Source organism: Maribellus maritimus (assembly GCF_022267315.1).
GTDB lineage: Bacteria > Bacteroidota > Bacteroidia > Bacteroidales > Prolixibacteraceae > Draconibacterium > Draconibacterium maritimum.
Map to the genome: position 1 here is coordinate 34,017 of NZ_JAIKLE010000026.1, position 19,786 is coordinate 53,802.

The following is a 19,786-nucleotide window of genomic DNA, read 5'->3' on the forward strand; positions in this document are numbered from 1 at the left end:
CCTTCCCCGGAGGGAAAGAATTGGCATTTGTGAGATTGAGATACAAATAAACAAATTGAAAACATTTAGAAACAGTATTTATGAAACGTAATTCATTAAGATCCTTTTTAAAATTTCTAAGCAAGAATAAACTATACAGTTTTGTCACCATATCAGGCTTTGCTGTATCGCTAATGTTTGTGTTATTGTTAACGGTTTATATAAAACAGGAACTTTCTGTTGATCAGTTTCATAAAAACAAAGATCGGCTCTACAGGCTCTACCGGGAAGAGGGTTCCACTTTTGGTGCTCCCACCGGTGAATATATCAAAAATCAGTTGCCCGAAGTAGAGGCCTACACGCGTATAAAAAATATGTCGGGGAATGCAGTTTTCCCGGGAGATGAGCAAACACGCATGAACTATCTGTTAGCGGACTCCGCCTTTTTTACTATGTTTTCATTTGATTTAATCTCAGGCAATCCTCGTGAAGTTTTAAAGACCAAAGACAAAGCCGTTCTTTCGGAAACCTTTGCCCATAAAATCTTTGGTAGCGAGAATCCGGTAGGGCAATCGTTCCGGTTGAATGACAAATCGTTTATCGTCTCCGGAGTTATTAAGGATATGCCACAAAATACTCAATTTGAAAAGTTTGATGCAATAATTACTTTTAATATGCTGGCTGAGTTCTGGAATTATCCGGAACTTCTTACCACTAATAACAATAGTTCATTTGGAGTCTACTTTCTCGCGAAAGCAGGAACCGATTTACCTTCAAAAGCACCTGTAATTCTTGAGCAATTTAAAAAGGACTACTGGATGTACAAACAAGGCTTTTCGAAAGAACTCGAGTTTGAGCCCCTTACTGACGTTTATTTTAGTAATTCCAGGGGGACGGCAATCCGGCAAAATAACAAAAGTTCGGTACTGTTGTTTGGAGGAATTGCTATACTAATCCTGGTGATTGCCATTATCAATTATATAAATCTTACGGTAGCACAGGCCGGGAATCGCAGCAAAGAAATTGCCATTAAAAAGTTGATTGGAAGTTCAAAAGGTGCCTTGGTTTATCAACAAATATCAGAATCTGTTGCATTAAGTTTCTTTGCTGCCTTAATAGCTATAGCTCTGGCATTAATTGCAGAACCCTTTTTTAACAATCAAATGGACACGGATCTCAATCTTACCAATCAATTTAACGTTGCTTTTGTCCTTTCTTCGCTTTTAATCATTAGTGCAACGGGCCTGATATCAGGAATTATCCCGGCACTGGTGACAAATAAATTTAATCCGGTTGAAGTAGTAAAAGGCAGCTTTACATTTAAAACCCGTAAAAGTTATTCTAAAATACTGATTGCCTTCCAATACACGGTTGCCATTGTTTTATTGGTAAGCACTTTAACCATTACAAAACAGTCGAATTTTATGCAGAATTACGACATGGGATTTAACAAAGACAATATTTTTTGGATGGATAACACCATTGAAGCCAATAAAAGAGAAGCATTTCGCAACGAACTAAAATCGATTCCCGGAGTTGAAGAAGCTTCCTTCTGTATGGGAATGCCCATTGATGGCGGAAATAACCAGTCGTTTAACTATAACGATAAACCGGTTAGTTTTCAGGAATTCAGGGGCGATAGTCTTTACCTCAAAATTTTTGGTTTGAAGGTAAATGAAACTGGAGTGGCCTACTCAAAAAATGGCGTATGGATTAATCAAACAGCTGTAAATTTACTGGCATTAGACGAAAACCCAAGCTCTTTCAAATATTATGACAAGGAAATTCCTGTTTTAGGAATTGTTGAAGATTTTAATTTCAGGTCGTTACACGAACAGATTGGCCCGGCTATTATCCGGCAAATGACTAACGAAGATTTCCCCTGGAGTATCGCAGTTAAAATAAGTGATGCCAACATTATTGAAACGGTAAAAAGAATCAGGGAAAAGCAAGCATCTCTTACAGGGGGGGAACCAATGGAATTTGGGTTTGTCGACTCCAGTGTTGACGAGTGGTATTCAACAGAAGTTAAACGCTCAAAACTAATTGGGGCTTTTACATTGCTTTCCATTATTATTTCTTCAATGGGAATTTTCGCCATGTCGCTGTATTATATTCAGCAGAAGGTAAAGGAAATTGGCGTACGAAAAGTAAATGGCGCAAAAGTTTCGGAAGTCGTCACCCTGCTTAACAAAGATTTTTTGATTTGGGTACTTATTGCCTTTGTTATTGCTACTCCGGTTGCCTGGTTCGCCATGCATAAATGGCTGAAAAATTTTGCATACAAAACCGATGTTAGCTGGTGGATATTTATGATGGCCGGATTAATGGCTCTGGGAATTGCACTGCTAACCGTAAGTTGGCAAAGCTGGCGGGCTGCAACACGAAATCCTGTTGAAGCACTTCGATATGAGTAAAGCCTCTCCTAAGCTCCTCAAAGGGAGAAACTGGAATTTGCGAGATTGGAAAAAACAATATTGATAAAGAGATACTAAAATATACACTGGCTCAAAGTCACCTTTACGGGGATATGGGGGCTGTAAACTGGCAAAACAGGTGCCCAGCAACGCGAACCAGTTGAAGTATATAGGTAAGAATAATTCAAATTATATTAGCCATGTTCAAATATTCAATAAAACTAATTCTTCGGCAGCTGCTGCAAGGTAAGCGGCAGTTGCTGCTCAATGTGCTGGGATTAAGTGTGGCCTTCGCCCTGACACTTTTTTTAAGCACATTTATTTTCACCGAACTAAATCGGGGGAAATCAATAGAAAACTACCAAAACTTATACAAGCTTAGTGCAGAGAAAGGTAACTACTGGTCATCACGCAGTATCAAAGAATTCACCGGTAAATTTTCGGAAATAAAGGGTATCACAAAAGCCCATGAAGAATGGTCGGACAGAAGTTACTACGAAGTGGATAAAAAACAGTATAACGCAGGGAAGATTCTTTATGCTGATAAATACTTTTTTGATGTATTTAATTATGAAATAATTGCCGGAGCTCTTGATGGTACTTTAGCAGTTGACGATAATATCATTTTAACAAAAACCGAAGCACTGAAAATATTTGGTAAGATTGATGTGGTGGGAAAAACGCTAAAATTCAGGACGAGTAGCTTTGGAGAAATGGATTTTAATGTGGCTGCAGTTATTAAAGATTTACCACTTGAAGCCTTAATGACATTTGACGCGATAATCCCTGTTATGGCGCTGAAGAGTAATGTTGCCTGGTACAAAACCGACCATTGGGGGCAAACAAGTTATGAAGTTTTTGTTTCTCTGGTCTCCGCCCATTCTAAAACAAATATCGAAAACCAGCTTAACACGGCCTTTCAATCTGCCGCTCCCGACTGGGCAAAACAGGACAAGGGAAAAATCTTTTTACAATCATATAAAAACTTATACTTTTCGGAACAACACAGTGATGTATTGTTGAGTGGCAGTATGAGAAGAGTAAAAATACTTGGTACAGTAATGATCATTGTATTTCTGCTGGCACTTATCAATTTTATTAATCTGAACACAGCGCAAAAAATAAAACAATCGCGAGATGCAGGGATTCATAAAGTTATGGGTGCAGGCACATGCCAATCGCTAGTCAGAATTATAACTGAAATTATTCCGGTACTTTTTATCACCCTTTTCTTTGCAGCTCTCTTGATTATGATTTCGCTTCCGCTGCTAAACCAATTATTTGATTCATCATTCCGTTTTTCAAGCTTTTTAAAAATCAATACACTGGTTACCGGACTTTGTATTGTTACACTTACTCTTTTCTTTTCAACTGTTTTTATTGCTTCCTATTTTCATCAAAAAAATTTATTTGAAATTTTAAAAAGTAACACTACGGGGAAAAAAGAAAATCTCAGGAACGCTTTGCTGGTGATTCAATTTACGCTTTCCATTGCTTTAATTATTGCTTCACTGATAATTAACAAACAAAACAGTTTTATGCAAAACCACTCCATGGGATTTCAAAAGGACAATATTGTTTACCTTCCGCTACATGAAAAAATGGCCGAACAGGCAAAAACCATAAAACAGGAGCTTTCTGGTATTTCTGAAGTTACCAGCATAACAATGGCTTCACAGGCACTGGGCAAGTCGGAAATGGGTTGGGGCATGTCGCTGAACAACAACGGTGAAGAAAAACGTATCGGGTATGAAGCCATGAGGGTAGATAAAAATTTCTTTGACTTTTTTGGGATAGAAATCGTTGACGGCGAAAATTTTCGTTCTTCCTCTATTCACGAAAAAGAACATATTTTTAATGAAACAGCAATCAAAACATACGGAATAGAAAACATAAAAAATGCACACATAAGTTCTTATGATGAGGCATCGGGTGAAATAATAGGTGTAGTTAAAGATTTTAATTTCGAATCTTTGCACCATGCCATCAGCCCCATTGGTTTTATTTGCTCTGAACCGGAAAACCTGGAAATTTTGTATTTAAACCTGCAGGCTAACAACGGCGAACAGTTGCAAAATACACTCGGCAAAATAGAGTTTGTTTGGAATGACTTTGCCAACGGCTGGCCTTTTGAGTACCATTTTCTCGACCAAACATTAAACAATCTTTACAAAGAAGACCGAAAATTTAGTAAGGTATTTCTTCTGGTAACAATGTTGTCTGTTTTTATCGGGTGTTTGGGTTTGTTTAGCACCTCCATTTTTATTGCTGAAATGAGAACCAAAGAAATCGGCATCCGCAAAGTAAACGGAGCTCAGGTTTCTGAAATTCTCGCAATACTCAATAAGGATTTTATAAAATGGGTGGCTGTATCGTTTGTCGTTGCGATACCTGTTTCATATTACGCCATGAACAAATGGCTCGAAAACTTTGCATACAAAACCAATTTAAGCTGGTGGATTTTTGCCCTGGCCGGATTGCTGGCACTGGGTATAGCTTTATTAACGGTTAGCTGGCACAGCTGGCGGGCAGCCACAAAAAATCCGGTCGAAGCATTACGATATGAGTGATCCGAATTATTCGTACCGGAAGCATGAAAATTAAATAAAAAAATTTTAAAATGACACTTTTAAATTTAAAACTGGCTATTCGGAGTTTACTAAAAAATAAATTCTATTCCATCCTCATCATCGGGGGTTTCTCGATAGGGTTTGCCTCCTGCATTTTAATTGGCTTGTACTATAATTCGGAGCATAGCGTAAACAAAGACTTCGCCAACTACAAACAAATCTACCGACTCTATGACAAAGGCGAAAAAGATTTCGACCTTGATTATGAATTGTTTCCGGTTCTCGCAGAAAATTATCCGGAAATAGAAATCGCGTGTCCGGTAAATTATCTTAGCGGATTTGAAATCTCGGTGGTTGACAAACAGACACATACTGACACACGGGTGGACAACATTATCAGCACAAACAACAATTTTTTTCAGATTTTCCAGCCGCAAATTATTTCAAGTTTATCGGCTGAGCTGTTTTCAGGACATAACTCAGTAGTTATTACTGAAACGGTTGCCAAACGAATGTATGGTGACAAAAATCCGGTTGGACAATCTCTCACCATTTTTAATTATTTGGAAGCTACTATTACGGGCGTGATAAAGGAATTGCCCGAGAACTCAACCTTTAAAGCCGAAATCCTTTTAAATAGCGAAAATGAAGATTTTCGACTTTCTAAAACCTGTAATAATGGAATTTGTGTTTTTCTCACACACCATTTTCTTCTGCTCAGAAAAGGTACTGAAGTAAACAAATTTTCAGCAAGGCTTCAGCAAACCATTAACAACTATGATTTTGAATTGAAAGATCCGGAATTGCAGAATTTATCCGCTATTTATCTTTCTTCTCTTTCCCAGTACGACACTCACTCTAAGGGAAATAGTAAAATGCTAACAATTTTTCTATTTATCGGAGTTCTTATTCTAGCGCTGTCGAGTATAAATTATCTGAATTATGTGGTTTCAATTCAGTATTCCAAATTAAAAGAAACAGGGATAAATAAAACTGTTGGGGCAGGTTGGAAACAGCTTGTTGCCTATTTGGTTACCGAAGTTGCGATAGGAATTTTGATTTCGGTGATTTTTTCTTTTTTGTTAGCAATTCTATTGCTACCCGCTACTGGAGTATTGTTTGGGAAACAGCTTCATATTCACAGCCTTGACTTTTTAAAAATATTACCTTTCTTTATGGGTATTGTGTTCATCATAATCCTGGTAAATAGCCTGGCGCCCGTTTATCTTGTTTCAAGGTTTAATATTACTGATTTCCTCTCCGGTTCAAGAAAACGAAGAGGAAAACAGATCAGCAAACAGGTGACCTTAATATTTCAGCTGACTGCTTCTATCGCTCTAATCGCAATCGTTATGGTTATTTTCAAACAGCTTAGTTACATCAAACATTTTGATCTGGGTTTTAATGAAGAGAGGCTGGTAAAAATCGATCTTCCGTTTAACAATCCGAATTTAACGGTTTTAAAACAGCAAACCGGAAAGCTTTCCTTTGCAAAAAGCAGCACATTAAGCTTTGGCTGTCCGGGAATGGTAAACAACACCATGGGGAGCAACACCGGCGAAAACAGTTTCGATATTAACTGCATTTTTATTGACGATGACTTTGTGCGTACCATGGGAATAGAACTTTTGGAAGGCAGGCAATTCCTAGACGGGGATAAAGGGAAAGCCTGTATAATAAACGAAGAAGCATACAAACAATACGGGTGGGAGAATCTTGAAGGAAAAAGATTCAATAACAGGATTAAAGGTGGATACGAAGTAGTCGGATTAGCAAAAAATTTCAATGTAAAATCGTTGCATCAAAACATTGAGCCGGCGGTTTTACTTTACGATACTCAGAAGGGACAGTACAATGTATTATCAGTAAGGTTGGCCGCGGGAAATACTGGACAACAAATCAAACAGATTCGAAATATCTGGGATAAACTCATTCCTGATGAAACCATGAATGTTACATTTTACGACGACCAGTTTCAGGCGATGTATGTGAAGGAAGAAAAGCTGGCAAAATCAATTACATTTTTCTCCTTTATTGCTATTGCATTAACCTGCATGGGGATTTTAGGGCAGATTCTTCTGAGCAGCTTAACAAGAACAAAAGAGATTGGCATCCGCAAAGTTAACGGTGCCAAAGTTTCTGAAATATTGGCCATGCTGAATAAAGACTTTGTCAGATGGGTTATCGTAGCATTTGTAATTGCCTCACCCATTGTATACTTCGCAATGAATAAATGGCTGGAGAATTTTGCTTACAAAACCAGCCTTAGTTGGTGGATATTTGCTCTGGCCGGGTTGCTGGCACTGGGAATTGCTTTGTTAACGGTTAGTTGGCAAAGCTGGAGAGCGGCTACAAGAAATCCGGTTGAAGCATTACGGTATGAGTAAGCCCGAACATTCGGGGCCATCGTCTGAAGAAGAGACACTTTTATTAAGATAAGGAAAACAAAAAAATCAAATAATGATACGATTTAAAATCAAACTTGCAATACGGAATTTATTGAAAAAAAGGCTTTACTCTGCCTTAATTATCGGAGGTTTTTCAATCGGATTTACAGCGTGTATTCTAATCGGACTATTTTTTAACGCCGAACACAATGTAAATACACATTTCAAAGATTATAACGATATATACCAGCTTTACGATGCCAAACAAAACATGTGTAACCTCGATTATGAATTATACCCTATTCTCAACAAACAGTATCCCGAAATTGAAAATGCCTGTCCGATGGAATATTCATCGAATTTTCTTTTGATTATAAAAGATGAAGAAACCAGGGCTTACACCTCAATCAATCATATTATTGGTACTTCAAACAGCTTTTTTGATATTTTTTCCACATCGGTTATTGCAAGTTTATCTGAGAAACCTTTCAGCGATTTAAACTCGGCAGTAATAACCGAATCGGTAGCAAAACGGTTATACGGAGACAAAAATCCCCTTGGGCAAACTTTGGTTAATGACTTTTTCTCTGCCACGATTTCAGCCGTAATAAAAGATATTCCGGACAATTCAAGTTTCAAGGCCGAATTACTGCTTAATGCTGAAAACAAGAAATTCCGCATGTCGATGTCATGCGACGATGGCAAATGTATCAATCCCACCAATCATATTCTTTTATTAAAGAATCAAACCAACCCGGTTTACTTTGCAGAGAAACTAAACCAAACCATCGGTCAGTTCAATCCAAACACCGATAGCCTGGCGTTACAAAACCTGTCCGATATTTACCTCTCGCCTTTGACTTTTAAAAGTGCTCATGCCAAAGGAAATCCCAAAATACTGATTGTGTTTCTTTCCATCGCCATTTTAATTATCCTCCTCTCAAGCATCAATTACCTGAATTATACCATTTCAATGCAATATGCAAAAATGAAAGAAATTGGAATAAACAAAACCAACGGAGCCGATCGCTCACAGTTGCTGATGGATTCGTTTATTGAAGTTACTTTGGGAGTTCTTATCTCACTCATAATCTCGGCTCTGCTAACAACCGTTTTACTACCCTATTCTCAAACATTATTTGGGAGAGAGATCCACCTGTCTGACATCAGCTTTACCCAACTTGCCCCTGTATTCTCAGGAACTTTAATTGCCATCATCCTTTTAAACAGCCTGGCTCCCATTTATATTTTATCCCGGTTCAGGATTACAGAGTTTTTATCAGGAGGACGCAATCAAAAAGGGAAACAAATCGGGAAACAAGCGATGCTCACTTTTCAATTAATGGTTTCGATTGCCTTGATTGCTGTTGTAATGCTCATATTCAAACAACTTCAATATGTAAAACATTACGATTTAGGATTTAACGAAGAACAACTTGTAAGACTTGAACTGCCTGATGCGCTCCGGAATCCGGTGATATTAAAAGAGGAATCGAAAAAACTGCCATTCGTGATTGATGGTACTTTAAGCGCAGGATACCCGGGCTGGATTCAACTCAGTATGGGCAGTGGCATAGAGGATAATAATTTTAAGGTGAACTGTATCAGCATTGCTGGAGATTATCTGGAAACGATGGGAATACAATTGCTGGACGGAAGAAATTTTTTACCAGGAGATAAAAATAAAGCCTGTTTGGTAAACGAGAAAGCGTTTAAACAGTTTGGCTGGAAAAGCATCGAAAACAAAAAATACAACAACGGTGCCGGCTACAATGTAGTTGGTGTTGTTAAGGACTTTAATGTAAAATCCTTGCATAATGAAACCGAGCCTCTGGCTTTGCTGTACGAACCCGATCATGATTTTAATACCCTTTCGCTGCGATTGGCTCCCGGAAATACGGGACAGCAAATACAGCAGATAACAGAAATCTGGAAAAAGTTACTGCCAGATGAACCGATGGAATTTGCCTTTTACGACGACCAGTTCCAGGCAATGTATGTGAAAGAAGAAAAACTGGCCCAGTCAATCACTTTTTTTTCCATTGTAGCAATAGTTCTTACCTGTATGGGAATTTTGGGGCAAATCTTTCTTATTAGCTTAAACCGCACCAAGGAAATTGGTGTACGAAAAGTAAATGGTGCCAAAGTGTCGGAAATACTCATCCTGCTCAATAAAGATTTTATAATATGGGTTCTGATAGCATTTATTCTGGCAAGTCCGGTAGCATGGTTTGCAATGAATAAGTGGCTTGAAAATTTTGCGTATAAAACAAATTTAAGCTGGTGGATATTTGTCCTCGCCGGAGTGATGACTATGGGAATTGCATTGCTAACCGTTAGTTGGCAAAGTTGGAGAGCGGCTACAAGGAATCCGGTAGAAGCGTTGAGATATGAGTAGTAAGAGTTTCACTTTGAGCAAAACCTGTCTAAGCAAATTTAAAAAATCACTTTCGCCGGAGAAAATGACAAATCTTTTGACATTGAGTGTTAATTTTTTAGACAGTAGCAATAAACACAGCCACCAAAAAAAAACTGATACACAACGCTTTAAATGCTTGGCACAGTTTCTGGGATTTAAAAAATGAAAACAATTACATATGTAAAAAATTCCTTCCTGTTTTATAGAAGTTATAGTCGGAGAGACTAAAGATGTAAGTAAATAACGCAGATATTTTAATCCATCATTCAGGAAGGAATTGTAATTAATCACAATAACACCCTTATTATGAATTTATTACAATTCAAAAACAGCTTCCGCTTTTTACTTAAAAGGAAGGATTACCTGTTAATAAATGTGTTGGGGTTGGGCGTTGGCATTGCCTCGTTTCTTATTCTCTTTCTGTACGTTTATAACGATATTACCTACAATCACTTCAATAAAAATCTGGAAAATATATACCGGGTTCGCGAAGGAAAGGGGATTCAAACCAAAGGCCTGATGTTGTCAACAATGATGGAACAGGTTCCAGAGGTGGTAAATGGAACACGGATTTTTGACTGGGATGGATACAGGTTGAGCTATGGTGAGAATGCTTTTCTGGAAAATGTTCAGTATGTAGATACCGGTTTTTTTTCGGTATTTACTTTTCCTTTTGTGGAAAAAGGAACAGGAGATGATATTCAACAAAAATACAATGCTGTTATAAGCCGGGAATTTGCTGAGAAATATTTTGGAGATAATTCTGCAATTGGAAAAAAGCTTCAGGTACAGTTCGGTAATACCTATCTGAATGTTAACGGGGTGGTTGACATTCCTGAAAATTCCTCCATAAAATTCGATATTGTTACTTCCTATGAAACCGGTGAAGAAATTTCACCATGGATAAAACAGGTGCATGACTGGTATAATACATTCTCAATGACTTATGTTTTACTTAAGGATGGTACAAAACCGGAAACCATTCACAGTAAGATGCAGAAAATCGCTGAAGATAATTTTCTGACCGGAGGCAACAGCAAACCTGAAATGAATCTGCTGGCTTTTAGAGATTATCATGCAGAACAGGAGTCGAACCAAACATTGATTATTATTTTAGGCATAATTGCACTGGGTATTTTGAGTATTGCCATGGTGAATTTCATCAATCTCACTATTACCAATTCTTTGGGACGTACAAAGGAAATTGGTGTTAAAAAAGTGGTTGGGGCTGGGAAAGGTTTTTTGATTCGTCAGATCATTACAGAATCCCTGATGGTAAGTTTTGTAGCTCTAGTTATTGGTTTTTTCCTGGCTGCGCTTTTCCTTCCTGAATTTAACCAGCTATACAATACCCGGCTTTACTTAAGTTTCTCGCAAAATAAGTTGCTGTTCCCTGTATTATTTTTTATATGGTTGCTTGTAGGATTACTTTCAGGATTTGCCCCGGCCATGTTCTGGTCAAGGATGAACTCAATGGAAAGTTTAAAGGGACAGACTGTTAAAGGTGGGAAAATTGGAATGGTCCGTTATTCGCTGGTTGTAGTACAGTTTGTTATTGCCATTGTTCTTATTTCCGGTACATTTTTGGTTCGAAAGCAAATTCAATATATGGTAAACCACGATCCAAAATTTGATGGAGAAAACGTGGTTGTAGCAGAATTGAGCAGTTGGGAATACAAAGATTTGGACGCTGCCTCTTTGAAATTTAAGCGAATTGCCGATGAGCTAAAATCGAGTCCGTTTGTGGAATCGGTTTGTTTTTCGCAGTGTACTCCGGCGAATTATAACCAAAACTATAATACATTTTATCCTGAAGGCGAAAGTAATGTGGAAAGTATTCATCTCAGGAAAGCGTACGTAGGAAGGGATTATTTTAAAACTTTTGGCATAAAGTTAGTCGATGGCGAAGGATTCACAGATGAAACACGTGATTACAGCCGCACCTTTGTACTTAACCAGAAAGCGATGGAGGTTTTGGGTTACAATAGTGTTGAAGATCAAATTCTGCATGAAAGTGTTAAGTCGGGTACGCCAAATAAAATAATCGGGGAGGTTGAAAATTTTGCTTATCAGGGGGCACAGTATGAAATGCAGCCGGTAGCGCATATCTTTTCGGAACAGGAAAATTATTCCAACTGGGGTTATCTTTCCGTAAAAACACGTTCCGGTGCTGGGTTACAGATTATGAATCTTTTGAAAGACAAATGGGAAAATACACAGCCTGAATCAACAATCTCCTGTTTTTTTGCCAACGACAAACTAAACGAACAGTATAAAGAATATGTAAAAATAAACCAAATTATTGCCTGGTTCTCAATCGTTGCTATTGTGCTTTCCTGTATCGGTCTATTCGCACTCTCATCCTATGTTATTTCACGCAGGATAAAAGAAATTGGAGTGCGAAGAGTAAACGGAGCCAAGGTAACAGAAGTTGTTAGCTTATTAAACCGTGATTTTTTAAGGTGGGTCGTCATTTCGTTTATCATCGCCGTACCACTTGCATGGTTTGCTTTGCATCGCTGGCTGGAAGGCTTTGCCATTAAAACCGAAATTAATTGGTGGATTTTTGCAATTGCAGGCATGTTAGCCGTGGGTATTGCGCTGCTAACGGTTAGCTGGCAAAGCTGGAAAGCAGCGAGGAGGAACCCTGTGGAGGCACTGAGGTATGAGTAGTTAAACAAATTGAATCAACAATGAACAATCATTTAAAACTGGTTATCCGGGCCTTAATAAGGCAAAAAAAATTTCTGATTTTTTCTGTGGTTAGCCTTTCTTTGTGTATTTCATTGGTCATATTAACATCTGGCTACTATTCTTTCGAAATAAGTTCCGATAAACATCAAAGCAAATACGACAGGATCTACCGTCTTGTAAACACTCCAAAAGATCAGGTTCGGCTTGATGAAAAATATTACAACACGTTGTCGACCGATGTAAGTGGCATTGATAAAGTTTGTCGTGTTAACATATTTGGCTCAATGATAACATCAAATGATATCGTGTTGAGAATCAATAATCTTGTAATAGCCGACTCATCATATTTCGACATATTCGATCACACTGTTGTTATGGGCTCCAAACCACATCTTCTTGATGCTCCAAACAAAATTGTTTTATCAAAATCGCTGGCCGGGACATTGTTTGGCAATGAAAATCCCCTTGGAAAACCGGTTAAAATAAATATGATTACAACCGCGTACGTTTCAGGCGTTATTGAAGATCGAAAGGAGAAATCACATTTTAATTCCGATGCAATTGTTTCGTTATCTACAGAGAATCTGCCCTGGACCGGAGGAAACTTTGGTAACCAAAACGGCACTTGGAAAGTCAAACTTTTCAGCTATTATTTATTATTGAATGAAAAAGCAGATGTTGCAAGTGTTACTGCTCAGATAAAAGAAACCTACAACTTCCCCTGGTATAGCTTCACACCCAATATTGAAATGCAACCCCTGAGTGATATTTTCACCAATAATGATTTCAGAGACGAACACATCAATCATCTTAACAAGCCGCTTACCTGGCTTTTATTTTTGATTACGTTAATCGTAATAATTATTGCCGGAATTAATTATATCAACCTCAGCTTATCGAATTTGAATAAGGAATCAAAAATGGTGAGCATTCTTAAAGTTAACGGCGCCCACAGGAATAACATGTTTTGGTATTATACTATGTCTGGAGGACTAGTAATTTTGCTATCCTTTTGTATTTCCATTGCCTTATCCATTATTTTACTTCCCTATTTTAACCGGCTTACAGGAGCAGAAATCCAGCTGAATATTTTAACCAATTTCGCTTACTTAATACCGTTTTCCGGCATTATCGTTGTTCTGTTCATCATCATAATACTGTATCCTGCATGGTTGTTCTCAGGAACCAACCCGGTTAACTTGTTTCAAAAAAAATTAGCAGGGCAAATACGGCTAAGCTCATTTTCAAGAATATTACTAATCTTTCAGTTTACGGCGGCCATTGCCTTAATAGCTTCTGTTTTGATGATTTTTAAACAGATCAATTACGTAAAGAACAAAAATCCCGGGTTTGAAACAAGTTATCTTATTAAGCAAAACATACATTTTTCTGTAAAAAACACACAAACAATAAAAACCTATGCCGATGAACTATTAAAGAATGCCGGCATTTTAAAACTGGCTTTGTCAGAAGGAGTGCCACTGGGCATTCATTCTTTCAGTAATCAGGAAATAAATGGCCGCGACGTAAAATACAATCATATTGATTGCGATACAGCATTTTTTAATGTTTTGGACATGAAACTAGTTGCCGGAAGAACTTTTTTTGATTCAGACAAAAATGTGTGTATCGTAACAGAAAAGCTGGCCAAACAAAGTGGTTTCCGCGAGCCGCTTAATGAAAAAATGGGCGACAGCCAAATTATAGGAATAATAAAAGATTTTAATAGCATGTCGATGCATCAGGAGATAGACGGTGTTATGTTCAGGCCGTTGAGCAACTATATATCGAATGTTACCATCCGGATAAACGGAACCAATATACCACAAACCATATCCGATATTCAGCAATCATGGAAAAAGTTTTTCCCCGAATATCCTTTCAACTACCAGTTCTACGATGACTTAATCGCGCAGCAGTACACTAAGGAACAAAAGCTTGCAGATTCAATAAGTATAATTGCAGGATTAGCTATGTTTTTATGCTGCCTGGGGTTGCTTGGATTGGTTTTAAACATGGTTGAAAACCGGATAAAAGAAATTGGCATTCGCAAAGTCAATGGCGCCAAAATATCGGAAATACTCGCAATGCTTAATAAAGACTTTGTAAAATGGGTAGGAATTGCCTTTGTTTTAGCTACGCCAATTTCCTGGGTTGCTATGAATAAATGGTTGGAAAACTTTGCCTACAAAACCAATTTAAGTTGGTGGATTTTCGCAATGGCTGGTGTGCTGGCATTGGGAATCGCGCTGCTAACCGTGAGTTGGCAGAGTTGGAAAGCAGCCACCCGGAATCCGGTGGAAGCGTTGCGGTATGAATAAAAAAACATAAAGTTATGAGGAATATAGTATATACATTTCGGAACATTCTGAAGAATAAAACAAACTCAATAATTACAATTACGGGATTGTCTGTTGCGTTTGCCTGCCTTTTGCTGATTTTTCTTTACGTGACGCAGGAATTTAACTATAATAATTTCCATGCAAACAAAAACAATATTTTCAGGATTAACTACACTATAAAATGGGTTGATGGTGGCACGACCAACTCAACACTTTTAAATCCGGAATTTTCACAAATACTAAAAGAAAAAGTTCCACAAGTAAAATACAGCACTGCATACCGAAGCGCACAAAAACAAACCATGAGTTTTGAACACCAAACCCTGGAGGAAACGTTAAGTATCACCGAACCTGACTTTTTTGATATGTTCAGCTTCAGGGTGCTTTACGGTAATCCAAATCAAATGCTAAAAAATCCGGATGAAGTGGTAATCACCAAAAGCCTCGCAGAAAAACTTTGTACAATTGGCAATCACGATATTGAAGCGCTGTTGGGGAAAACGGTTACATTTATGAATACCGGAAACCAACCTTTTGTAATCAGCGGAATAATGGAAGATATTCCTAAAAATTCGACACTTCAGTTTAACGCATTAATTCCCTATAAATATGAAGAACATTTTTCCACATCGCGCAATATGGTTGGAAACTCCACCATTTTTTACCAAACAAGCAAAATTGGCAACCTGGCAAATATTGAGGCACAAGTCAGTGCAGCTGTTCTGGATTACAATCAGGAATTGATTGAACGTTTTAAAGGTTACAAGGCTTTTGCCGATACAGATAAGCCTTTTCAACCTTTTACTATAAACCTTCAGGATACTCACCTTTCTGCCCTTCAATCTGATTATGAAATCAACAATAACAAAACAAGTTTATATGTTCTTTCTTCTATCGGATTATTAATCCTGGTTATTGCATCCGGCAATTTCATTATGCTAACTCTTGGCCAGGTTTTCCGGAAAGTAGGTGAAGTTAGAATTCGCAGTACGCTGGGCGCAGGGAAAATAAATATTTTTGGCATTTTCTTTTCAGAGAGTCTTATATTGTCTTTTACTGCATTTACACTTGGCACTGTTCTCTGTTACCTGCTCTTACCAACCTTTAAAACATTGGCGCCCAATAAAATTTTCATCAATTTAATTCATCTTCCCAAAGTTATTCTTTTTGTTGTTGGGTGTTTACTCCTTATTTCTTTCTCAACCAGTATTACACCTGTATTTAAGCTAAACAATATTAAACCCAATTTATTACCATCTAAAAAGCTCCATCATGGAAAAGGGAACAATGTTACCCGGATTCTCGTCACGCTGCAATATGGATTATCTATTTTACTTATTATCCTCGCAGTATCGGTTATCCGTCAAACCAACTACATGAAACATGTGAGCCTCGGTTTTCCGTCAGAAAACATTATTAACCTTCGTACCTACCATTTAAGCGCCAGTGAAAAAACAGCCTTGCGTGATCAATTGGCACGTTTTCCCGGAATTTCAGATTTCACATTTACAGACCGGGATTATACGGGAGGAAGATCATCTGACGGAGTTAGAAAAAGCAATGGGGACAACATTGAAACAAGGATATTAAACGTTGACAACAACTATATCGAAACACTTGGTTTAAAGCTTGTTGCAGGAAACAACTTTAATGAATTGAGTAGCAATGGCAACTCTGTTATCGTGAATGAAAAACTTCTTGCTGCCCTGGAAAGGAATGAAGATGCAATCGGGAGCACCATTATGATGAGTGGAGAAAATTACAGGATTATTGGTGTAGTCAAAGATTTCCATTACGATTCTATGAAAGAAGAAATAATGCCACTAATGTTACGCCAACAGACAAATAATTTAAACAGGGGCAATTTTATTTTTATTAAATACCAACCTCAACAATTGGCATCATTGCTACCATTTATTAGGAATACCTGGAAAAAAATCACCCCGGATAAAGAACTCGACCTTAATTTCTGGGATGAGCAGTTGAGCAATCGCTACCAGAACGAAGAGCGATGGAGCCAAATTATAGGATATGCAGCCATTATCGCCATCATAATATCTTCGATAGGCCTTTTCGGATTAACTTTAATGACGGTCAACACACGCAAAAAAGAAATCGGTATTCGTAAAATAAACGGTGCCAGGGTTGGAGAAGTGATAACAATGTTAAACAAAGATTTCGTGAAATGGGTAGGTTTTGCATTCGTGATTGCCACTCCTCTGGCATATTATGCCATGTACAAATGGCTCGAAAATTTTGCGTACAAAACCAGTTTAAGCTGGTGGATTTTTGCTTTGGCCGGAGTGCTGGCATTGTGTATTGCGTTGCTTACGGTTAGCTGGCAAAGCTGGAGGGCTGCAACGAGAAATCCGGTGGAAGCATTGCGTTATGAATAAAAGCACTCTTTAACTTCCCCCGAGGGGGCAAAGTTTGAGAACAAATGATAAACTTAAAAATTTAAAGATGTTAAAATCACTTATTATATCATACCTGAGAAATTTAATGAAGAATTATAAAAGTACACTTATCAATATTTTGGGGCTCGTTGTCAGCCTTACCTGTGGGTTGGTCATTTTTACCAAAATATATTATGAACTTAGTTTCGACAAATATCACACAAATGCGGAAACTACCTATCGGATTATCAGGCAAACAAAAGGGCTGGGACTGGGGCTGGAAGCAGGGGAATTTGAATACCGGAATGCGGTTTATGGTGCTTTTCCCGGTACAATAAAAGATGAAATTCCTGAACTTAAAAACGTGGTTCCTGTTTATCCGCAGGGTGGACTATTAGTTGGAGTTCCCGATGAATCGAACGCAAACGATACGGAACTTTTCAAACTGGAAAACCAACGCGCAGTTTTTACTACCCCTTCCTATTTTGATGTATTCGATTTCAAAAACAAAGACTTTGAATGGATTTACGGCGCTCCGTCCTCCTCACTTTCTGAACCATTTTCAGTTGTTTTAAGCGAGCAACTTGCCACCCGGCTTTTTGGAGACGAAAATCCTGTGGGCAAAACGCTGAAAATATTCGACCACCCTTTTTCCATTTCCGGTTTGGTAACTGATATTCCAACCAACTCCGATTTCCCGTTCCAGATGTACATTTCCAACAGTTCGCTGGAAAGAATGTTTCCGGGCATGTCGAATGACTGGGGTGGCCTGGGAGGACAGGAATGTTTTGTGGTACTCAAAAATCCATCACAAAAAGATTTGATTGAGCAGAAAATTAGTGAAATACATGCTCAGCACGTTTCCAAAGAAATTGCTGAAAACCGGGTATTTAAACTTCAGCCCTTGGGCGATATACATTACGACACCAGGTTTACCAACTACAATAACAGGATTGTAAGCAAAGATACGATTGTTACTCTCGGATTCATCGGGCTCTTTTTGCTGATAATGGCCTGTGCGAACTACGCAAATCTCTCGCTGGCCCGGTCGAAATACCGTGCACGCGAAGTGGGAGTAAGAAAAATAATGGGAGGTAAACGCTGGCATCTGGTATTCCAGTTTTTTGGCGAGTCAGTGGTTCTTACAACTTTTTCAATACTTTTCGCATTGCTGCTGAGCAAATTGGCTATTCTGTTTTTATATAACCTATTCGGAATTCCGCAAAATTTTGCTCCGCCGTTTAATTTTATCACGGTTTTGGTGCTGCTGGCATTTGTTATTTTGGTCGCCTTGTTAAGCAGCGGTTATCCCTCATTGCTGTTGTCCGCATCACGGCCGGTGGATTTAGTAAAAAGCGGATTTGAAATTTCTCAAAAAGGCGTGGCAACTTTTACAAAAAGTATGGTAATTGTGCAATTTACGATTTCGTTGTTAATGATAATCGGAACAATTTCTCTGTACCGGCAGTACCGGTTTCTTTTAAATTCTGATATGGGATTTGATAAAGTGGCTGTGTTTAATGTACCCATACCCACAGACGACGAGACTTTGATGAAACGATTTAGATCTGCTTTAATGGAAAACCCGTCGATTGAAGATGTTAGCTTTACCAATTCTCATCCGGCCCAGGATGCAGGAAATTTTAATGACATTTCCACATTTTCAAACGGAAACAGTATTACACTTACAGCGCATCGGGCAGTTGCCGACACATCCTATCTGGAAACCTACGGATTACAGCTGGTTGCCGGAGAGAATTTCAAACTGAGAGATTCCTCTAGGAGTATAATCATAAACGAGGAACTCGCCAAACAATTCAATTTCACATCGCCGGTTGATGCCCTGGGCAAAGAAGTTAGAACCTATTTTGATGGGGGAAACAGAAGATACACAGTATGCGGAGTAGTAAAAGATTATCACTACGAATCGTTTCATAACAAAATACGCCCAGCCTTTTTAATACAGAAATTGAATCGTTCGCGAGTTGCCGGAATCCGAATGGTTACAGATAATAACACCGGCAACAGTAACTTTAACCAAATTCGTAATGTGCTGGCATATACTGAAAACACCTGGAGATCCATCTTTCAGAACGAATATTATGAATATGAGTTTGTTGAAGACAGAATCGCAGCGAACTATGCCAGCGAGGAAAATGCATCGAATTTAATAAATCTGTTTGCAATAATTACTATCATTATCAGCTGCCTAGGCATTTTTGGACTGGCCTTGTATTCCAGCGAAAAACGCTCAAAAGAGATTGGTATTCGTAAAATAAACGGAGCCAAAATTTCGGAAGTTATGATAATGCTAAATAAAGACCTTGTAAAATGGGTCATTATTGCTTTCCTCATTTCGAGCCCCATAGCATTTTATGTAATGCACAAATGGCTCGAGAACTTTGCATACAAAACCAGTTTAAGTTGGTGGGTATTTGCTGCTTCAGGAATTTTGGTTCTAGCAATTGCATTGCTGACAGTAAGCTGGCAAAGCTGGCGGGCTGCAACAAAAAATCCGGTTGAAGCACTTCGATATGAGTGACACTAATTAGTGCTCAGATATGAAAAAAAACGAAACAACA

8 protein-coding genes are annotated in these 19,786 nt (G+C 38.3%); all 8 read left to right on the forward strand.

Annotation, left to right across the window (positions count from 1 at the left end; genetic code table 11):
* Window positions 1-80: 80 nt before the first annotated feature.
* The 8 genes from K5G00_RS20325 to K5G00_RS20360 all read left to right on the forward strand — a co-directional run bounded on the left by K5G00_RS20325 (window position 81) and on the right by K5G00_RS20360 (window position 19,746).
* Window positions 81-2,396, forward strand: a complete 2,316-nt coding sequence (locus K5G00_RS20325; protein WP_238768074.1) for an ABC transporter permease — start codon at window positions 81-83, stop codon at window positions 2,394-2,396.
* Window positions 2,397-2,596: 200 nt separating this feature from the next.
* Window positions 2,597-4,966 carry an ABC transporter permease gene (locus K5G00_RS20330; protein WP_238768075.1) on the forward strand — a complete coding sequence of 790 codons (2,370 nt, stop codon included), beginning with the start codon at window positions 2,597-2,599 and terminating at the stop codon, window positions 4,964-4,966.
* A 50-nt stretch (window positions 4,967-5,016) separates the two neighbouring features.
* A complete protein-coding gene (locus K5G00_RS20335) occupies window positions 5,017-7,353 on the forward strand; it encodes an ABC transporter permease (protein ID WP_238768076.1) in 2,337 nt (778 codons plus the stop codon).
* A gap of 73 nt (window positions 7,354-7,426) precedes the next feature.
* Window positions 7,427-9,751, forward strand: coding sequence for an ABC transporter permease (locus K5G00_RS20340; protein WP_238768077.1), 2,325 nt, complete (start codon window positions 7,427-7,429; stop codon window positions 9,749-9,751).
* Between the two features lie 327 nt (window positions 9,752-10,078).
* A complete protein-coding gene (locus tag K5G00_RS20345; RefSeq protein ID WP_238768078.1) occupies window positions 10,079-12,445 on the forward strand; it encodes an ABC transporter permease in 2,367 nt (788 codons plus the stop codon).
* A 20-nt stretch (window positions 12,446-12,465) separates the two neighbouring features.
* Window positions 12,466-14,787: an ABC transporter permease gene (locus K5G00_RS20350; protein ID WP_238768079.1), complete on the forward strand. Its 2,322-nt coding sequence runs from the start codon at window positions 12,466-12,468 to the stop codon at window positions 14,785-14,787.
* A 14-nt stretch (window positions 14,788-14,801) separates the two neighbouring features.
* Window positions 14,802-17,204 carry an ABC transporter permease gene (locus tag K5G00_RS20355; protein ID WP_238768080.1) on the forward strand — a complete coding sequence of 801 codons (2,403 nt, stop codon included), beginning with the start codon at window positions 14,802-14,804 and terminating at the stop codon, window positions 17,202-17,204.
* A gap of 67 nt (window positions 17,205-17,271) precedes the next feature.
* Window positions 17,272-19,746, forward strand: a complete 2,475-nt coding sequence (locus K5G00_RS20360) for an ABC transporter permease (protein ID WP_238768081.1) — start codon at window positions 17,272-17,274, stop codon at window positions 19,744-19,746.
* Window positions 19,747-19,786 lie beyond the last annotated feature (40 nt).